This window comes from Lacihabitans sp. CCS-44 (assembly GCF_024343735.1).
Classification (GTDB): Bacteria; Bacteroidota; Bacteroidia; order Cytophagales; family Spirosomataceae; genus Leadbetterella.
Genome location: NZ_RJUE01000040.1, coordinates 1 through 1,433 on the forward strand (window position 1 = coordinate 1; position 1,433 = coordinate 1,433).

Below are 1,433 nucleotides of genomic sequence, written 5' to 3' on the forward strand. Positions count from 1 at the left end.
ATCTAGATTTGGATAGTGATGACGATGGTATATTAGATATAGTTGAAGCTGGTGGGACAGATCCAGACAACAACGGACAAATTGGAACAGGAACAGGCTTGGCAATAACAGACACAGACAATGATGGATTAGCAGATATCGTTGATGGAACAGGATTGCCTTTGACTGATACTGACTCAGATGGAAGATCAAATTATGTAGATATTGACGCTGATAATGATGGAATTGTCGATAATATAGAATCACAAACGACGGCCGGTTATATTGCATATTCAGCAACTGATACTGATGGAGATGGACTAAATGATCCTTATGATAATTCTTCATCTTTTGGAGGGAACGGAATTACCCCAGTAAATCTTGATGGTACAGATTCGGCCGATTATTTAGATCTTGATACCGATAATGATGGTAAAGGGGATCGATTAGAGGGTTTTGATACAAACGGTAATTTTATTATTGATGGTTCAGAAAAAGCTTATTTTGGAGCAGTGGATTCAGATATTGACGGCTTGCTTGACGAATACGACACTATAAGTGGACTAACAAGTACAAACAATGTAACCAATGGCACAACTCCATCAAGTTATCCTGACCATAACATTGGAGGAGATAGAGATTGGAGAGATGTACCTCCCGTAGCAACAAACGATAATGATACATTTCTTGCTGGAACTTTCAAGACCTTAGATGTTGTAGCAAATGATAATACTGGTGACACGGCTGAACCGACAACCGTTGAAATACTAGGAGCAGATGCTCTTTCAAATGGAAAAACCAAAACTGTTTCTGGAGAAGGAGTTTGGACAGTTAATTTGACGACTGGAGAAATTACATTCACTGCCGAAAGTGGGTTTTATCTTAGTCCTACACCTATCACTTATAATGTGAAAGATGCTGCTGGAAATACAAGTAATGAAGCAACAGTAAGTTTGACGGCTTTAAACAATCCTCCAGTAGCAGTAGATGATACAAATCCTTCAGTGGCAGTTAATGCTGGAGCAACAACGCTAAATCTTTTAGTAGCAACGGATATCGATGGAACAATTTCTACTTACAAAATTACCAGTTTACCATCTCAAGGTACATTAGATTCTGCTGGTATTGCAGTTACTGTTGGCCAATTGATAAATCCTTTTGATTTGGGTAATTTAAGATACACTCCAAATGGGACTTATGTCGGTACCGATACCTTTACGTTTACAGCTATTGACAATGACAGTGCTGAAGATTTAACACCAGCCACAATAAGCATTCCAGTGAGCAACAATCCTCCAGTAGCGAACAACGACAGCAATGCGGCGATAGCATCAACGGCAGGTCAAACGGCCATCAATGCCTTGACCGCAACAGATACAGATGGAACGATTGCGAACTACAGAATAGAGACCTTACCAACATTGGGAACCTTATATGTAGGTGGAGTAGCTGTT

Annotated in this window: 1 protein-coding gene; it reads left to right on the forward strand. The window is 39.8% G+C overall.

What is annotated here, in order from left to right; all coding sequences use genetic code 11:
• A partial coding sequence (locus EGI26_RS07230) for an Ig-like domain-containing protein (RefSeq protein ID WP_255077359.1) occupies positions 1 to 1,433 on the forward strand: 1,433 nt, incomplete at both ends.